Annotated in this window: 5 protein-coding genes; 2 read left to right on the top strand and 3 right to left on the bottom strand. The window is 58.6% G+C overall.

Annotated features, from left to right (window positions below):
- The 3 genes from AQS70_RS07155 to AQS70_RS07145 all read right to left on the bottom strand — a co-directional run.
- A partial coding sequence (locus AQS70_RS07155; RefSeq protein WP_055102185.1) for an aldehyde dehydrogenase occupies window positions 1-1,377 on the bottom strand: 1,377 nt, incomplete at its 3' end.
- Complete coding sequence (locus tag AQS70_RS07150; RefSeq protein ID WP_055102184.1) at window positions 1,374-2,207, bottom strand: alpha/beta fold hydrolase; 834 nt, start codon at window positions 2,205-2,207, stop codon at window positions 1,374-1,376. The genes AQS70_RS07150 and AQS70_RS07155, both read right to left, overlap by 4 nt.
- A gap of 45 nt (window positions 2,208-2,252) precedes the next feature.
- Window positions 2,253-2,843, bottom strand: a complete 591-nt coding sequence (locus AQS70_RS07145) for an amino acid synthesis family protein (RefSeq protein WP_055102183.1) — start codon at window positions 2,841-2,843, stop codon at window positions 2,253-2,255.
- Between the two features lie 205 nt (window positions 2,844-3,048).
- On the opposite strand from AQS70_RS07145, the gene AQS70_RS07140 reads away from it, so the two are divergent.
- The gene (locus AQS70_RS07140; RefSeq protein ID WP_055102182.1) at window positions 3,049-3,399 is read left to right on the top strand and encodes a TfoX/Sxy family protein; all 351 of its coding nucleotides are present in this window, start codon (window positions 3,049-3,051) and stop codon (window positions 3,397-3,399) included.
- Window positions 3,400-3,408: 9 nt separating this feature from the next.
- Window positions 3,409-5,665: DEAD/DEAH box helicase (locus AQS70_RS07135; protein ID WP_156355045.1), on the top strand; the 2,257-nt coding region annotated here is incomplete at its 3' end.

Here is a 5,665-nt window from a genome sequence, read left to right as displayed (position 1 = left end):
GTGGCCACTATTTTTGGAGCCGCCGATCGGCGCCATGGCCGAGACAGCGCGGTAGGTGTTGACCCAGATGATCCCAGAGCGAACGTCTCGCGCCAGTCGATGGGCGCGGCCCAAGTCGCGGGTCCAAATACCCGCAGCCAGACCGAACTGTGAGTCGTTGGCAATCGCCAGTGCTTCAGCTTCATCTTTGAAACGGATGACCGAAGCCACTGGGCCAAACACTTCTTCCTGCATGATTTTCATCGAGTTACGGTCGCATTCAAACAAGGTCGGTTCATAGAACCAGCCATCGCCTAGATTCTGTGGGCGCTTACCGCCCAAGCGCAGACGCGCTCCTTCGGCGATGGCATCAGCCACCAAGCCTTCAACCACGGCCAATTGCTGAGCGGTGGCCATAGGCCCCATCTCGCTGCTGTCTTCCTGCGGGTTGCCGATGCGGATTCGTTTGGCGCGTTCGATCAAACGATCAACGAACTCATCGAAGACTTCTTCCTGCACCAAAAGGCGCGACCCGGAGACGCAGCTTTGACCCGAAGCGGCATAGATCCCGGCAATAGCGCCGTTGATCGCGCTGTCGAGGTCGGCGTCGGCAAAGATAATATTCGGTGATTTACCGCCTAGCTCCAGCGATAACTTGGCAAAGTTCTCGGCGCTGCTACGTACTACATGGCGTGCTGTCGCGGCACCTCCGGTGAAGGCGATTTTGCGGATCAGCGGATGACGTGTCAGGGCGGCGCCTGTGCTTGGGCCGTAGCCGGTGATGACGTTGACCACGCCCGGCGGGATCCCCGCTTCTAGAGCCAGGCGCGCCAACTCGAGAATGGTCGCCGATGCATGTTCAGACGGTTTGATCACAATGGTGTTACCTGCCGCCAGGGCCGGTGCCAGTTTGATCGCAGTCAGGTATAGCGGGCTGTTCCAAGGAATGATCGCGGCGACCACGCCCATGGCTTCGTACACCGTGTAGGCAAATAAATCTGGCTTGTCGAGTGGCAAGGTGCCGCCTTCAAGTTTGTCCGCCAGACCTGCGGTGTAGTAGAAAAACTCCGGCAGGTAGGCAACTTGACCGCGAGTTTCACGAATCAGCTTGCCGTTGTCGCGGCTTTCCAGCTGCGCCAAGTGTTCCTTATTCTCGGCGATCAAATCGCCCAAGCGCCGCAGTAATTTGCCGCGAGCGGTGGCGGTCAGGCCGCGCCAAGTCGGGCTGTCGAAGGCCGTCTGGGCAGCCTGCACGGCGCGCTCGACATCGGCTTCATCAGCGTCGGGCAGTTCGGCCCACGCTTGAGCTAAGGCCGGGTTCAAGCTTTCGAAGGTTTTGCCTGAAAGCGCATCGACCCATTCACCGCCGATGCACATCTGGAAGCGTGCGAGTGTCATGCAACGATCCCCTTTATAGGATTTTGTCGGGAGTACGCCGTATCAAGAAACCCCAGCAATACTTGGTTGACCAAGCGCGGCGATTCAACGGGCATCATGTGGCGTTGCTCAGCGAGTATGGCGACTTGAGCGCCAGGAATCCGCTCAGCTAGCTGCACGGCCATTTCTGGGGTCGAGCCCGGATCTCGCTCACCGGTGGCGACCAGTGTAGGCACCTTAATGCTGCCCAAATCGTCGGCGCGGTACATATCCTGAGTGGCGAATAACTCATAGGTGGTCAGATAACCCTGCGGATCATTGCCCGCTAAAGTCTGACGCAGAGCCGCAATTTGTGCCGGATTGGCGGCTTGGTATTCGCGGCTGAACCATCGCGAAAGCGCAGCTTCAGCGTTGGCATTCGGGCCGTGCTCGGCAGCTTGTGCAGTACGCGCAATGACCCCGGCTCGTTGTTCAGCGCTGCGGTTGAATACGCTGTTGAGTACCACTAGGCCTTGCAGGCGTTGCGGGTAATGCAAGGCAAACGCCCTCGCCACCAAACCACCCATAGAAAACCCGATTACAGTGGCTTGGGTGAGCTGCAAGTGGTCGAGCAACTCCAATAACTGATCCGCATAACCGAGCAGGGGCGTACCCGTCTCCGGAAGTGCGCTGGCACCATGGCCGAGCATGTCATAGGCAATCACGTGGTATTGAGCAGCCAGGCCAACGACCTGACCGCCCCACATTTCTTTGTTCAGGCCCACACCGTGGATCAATACCACGGGCTGGCCTTGGCCGGTCGCCAGATAACTGGTGCCAGCCGGGGTGCGTTCAGCGGTGAGCCGAATCATGGAGCGCTCCTGCATGCCTTATTGTTGTCGTTAGGCGGATCGGGGTTACTGGGCTTTTTCCGCAGCCAGTTCTTCCAAGTCGATGTAACGATTGCCGATGCGAGGGTGCAGGCGCCCGCCATTGGCGCAGCCCAGAACCACAACGATCTCGTCAGCGCGTGGTGCATCTTCAATCTGCATTTCGAGAGTGATGTAGTGCGAGCGCAGACCTTCATCATCCTTGTGCATCATCGGAATCTGGATCGACGTGCCCGGGCCACCGCGTTTGTTGGTGAAGCTCAAGTAACTCTTGGCTTTAACAGCTTCGCGGTAGTGGTTGCCGAACCGCAGGGTGTGAATGACGGCGGAGGCGTGCTCGATCTCACCATCGGCGCCTACCACAGCAGCCTTACCGTAAGCTTCGATATTCTCGGCGCCGCCAATAATGCCGACCAGACGCTCGACCATCAGCGCACCTAAATCGGAGCAGTTAGCGCGAATTTCCGGTTTCAGGTCTTCAACAAAACCGTGGCCCAGCCAAGGGTTCTTGATCACGACGGCCAAACCCACCATGGTCACCGGCTTATCGGTGGCCTTGCCGCCTTCAATAAAGGTTTCTTCGACATAACTGACGATCTTGCGTATTTCGAAACTCATGAGCTGCTCCGTGGGGGTAAAGTGTTCGTACGTCTGATGGTATACCATAATATAGTAAGCGCAAGTGCCAATAACCGGATACTCGTCTCAAGACGATCAAGGTAGGGTGTTTGGCAGTGTCTGCTATACCCATGCGCTACTCTGTTCAACACCCATAAGGACAGCGCGTGATGTGCGACATCACCTCAGCAAAAGGAACGCAGCAATGACCCAGCAATCTCAGAAAACCCAGGCACTTGCCGACTTTTATGTCGACCAGCTTTCGTCTTGGGCAAAGATTACGACCCGGCCTATGTTCGGTGCGGTTGCACTCTATCGGCACGACCATGTCTTTGCCATGGCGTGGCAGGGTGGCCTGTATTTCAAGGTCGATGACGATTCGCGCAAGCATTACGAGGCCGCAGGCTCTCATGCTTTGGGCTACGTAAGTGAAGGCGCAGAGCATGCGCTGAAATCTTATTGGGAAGTGCCTGCCGACGTGGTTGAGGACCATGAGCAGCTTCAACAGTGGGCCGAGCGGGCCTATCAGGCGGCGATCAAGAACGCGAAAGGTTGATTGACGACGATGGACCTGTCAGAAGCCGCTGAGGCCGATTCACTCGCACAGTTTGCGCCAGCCACCCGCGCTTGGTTCACTCAGACATTCTCTGCGCCCACGGCTGTGCAAACGGGCGCTTGGGCGGCTATCGGCGCGGCAGAAAATGCATTGGTGATTGCTCCTACCGGCTCGGGTAAAACGCTGGCCGCGTTTATGCAAGCCATCGACCAGCTATTTCGGGAGCGTGAAATAGCAGACGAGGGCGCAGTTAATAACGCCCTCTCTGCTACGCGCATCCTCTACATATCGCCCATCAAGGCACTGGGCACAGACGTGCAGCGCAATCTGCGTTTACCTCTTGAGGGGATCTCGGCACAACGTAAATGCCGTGACGATCCACTCGTCGAAATAAAGGTCGGCATGCGTACTGGCGATACGCCACCTAAAGAGCGCGCTCGTTTGTTGCGCCATCCGCCCGACATCCTAATCACGACGCCTGAGTCGCTGTATCTAATGCTCACTTCAAAGGCGCGGGAGACGTTGCGCGGCGTTCGAACGGTCATCGTGGACGAGGTACATGCGGTTGCGGGAGGCAAGCGAGGCTCTCATTTGGCCCTGAGTTTGGAGCGTCTGGACGCATTGCTTGCGGTTCCGGCACAGCGTGTTGGACTGTCAGCGACAGTTCGCCCTGTGGAGCGGGTTGCACGGTTCTTGGCCGGCTCACAGTCGGTCACGGTGGTGAACCCAGCGTCGAGCCGTCGTTTCGATCTACAAGTTGTGGTACCGGTCGAGGACATGACTGATATACCGGCCCGCAATGGTTCTGCTGCGGGCGATGGTTCTCAAGACAGGCAAGGCTCCATCTGGCCGCATGTTGAGGCTAGCATCCTCGACCAAGTACTACTTCGACGTTCGACCATCGTGTTTACCAATTCGCGAGGCCTCGCCGAGAAATTGACCGCGCGTCTTAATGAACTCTATGCAGAGCGCGTGGGCCGAACCGATGACGCCACCCAGGTGGCCATGTCTGGCAGCCCAGCCACTCACTATGTGTCATCCGCGGGCGGCACCGATGGACGATCCGCAGGGGCTGCGCCTTATATCGCCCGATCCCACCATGGATCGGTTTCTAAAGAACAGCGCGGCGAGATCGAACAGGCGTTGAAGGCTGGCGACCTGCGCTGCGTGGTGGCCACCTCTAGCCTAGAGCTGGGCATCGACATGGGCTTGGTCGATCTGGTGATCCAAGTCGCTGCGCCTCCTTCGGTGGCAAGTGCCTTGCAGCGCGTTGGCCGTGCGGGCCACCATGTAGGAGGCATCTCTGCAGGATTAATCTACCCGCTCACTCGGCGTGATCTAGTTGACGCCGCCGTCACAATCGACGGCATGCTGGCTGGGCGTATAGAAGCCATTGAGCCGCCGCGTAACCCACTCGATGTACTCGCGCAACAGACCGTGGCCGCAGTGTCCATGGACGCTATAGATGTTGATGATTGGTTTGCCAGCGTACGCAGAGCTGCACCCTTTGAGAGCTTGTCACGGGAGGTGTTCGACGCGGTGCTGGACATGCTCGCAGGGCGTTATCCCAGCGACGACTTTGCCGAGTTCCGCCCGCGGCTGGTCTGGAACCGCGAAACAGGTCAGTTGACCGCGCGCCCGGGTGCCAAACTACTGGCTGTCACCAGCGGCGGCACCATACCTGACCGCGGCATGTTCAGCGTCGTTCTGCCTGAAGGCGAGGAAAGCGCCGGCTCACGGCGGGTCGGAGAGCTCGACGAGGAGATGGTTTACGAATCTCGGGTCAACGACATCATCACGCTGGGCACTTCTTCCTGGCGCATCCAGCGGATCACTAACGATCAGGTCGTGGTGACCCCCGCTCCGGGACGATCGGCACGGCTACCGTTCTGGCGCGGTGATGGAGTGGGGCGCCCAGCGGAACTGGGTGAAGCCATTGGTGCGTTTCTATCCTTGCTCGAACGTAGCATCGAGCGCGATGACAACCCGCACTTCGACAATGAGCTGGAGTCGCGGCTTGAGGCGGCAGGCTTGGGCCGCAATGCGATTAACAACCTGTTCAGCCTGGCCAGTGAACAACGTGAAGCGACCGGTGTGCTGCCTACGGATCGTAGGCTGGTGCTGGAGCGTTGCCGAGATGAAACGGGAGACTGGCGCGTGATCCTGCACTCGCCGTATGGGCGTCGAGTCCATGAGCCGTGGGCGCTCGCGATTGCCGAGCGAATTCGTCAGCGCTGGAAGGTGGACCCGTCAGTTGTCGCCAGCG

Source organism: Pseudomonas endophytica (assembly GCF_001411475.1).
Taxonomy (GTDB): domain Bacteria; phylum Pseudomonadota; class Gammaproteobacteria; order Pseudomonadales; family Pseudomonadaceae; genus Aquipseudomonas; species Aquipseudomonas endophytica.
The sequence above is the reverse complement of the archived record's forward strand: the minus strand, read 5'-3'. Positions and strand labels throughout refer to the sequence as shown.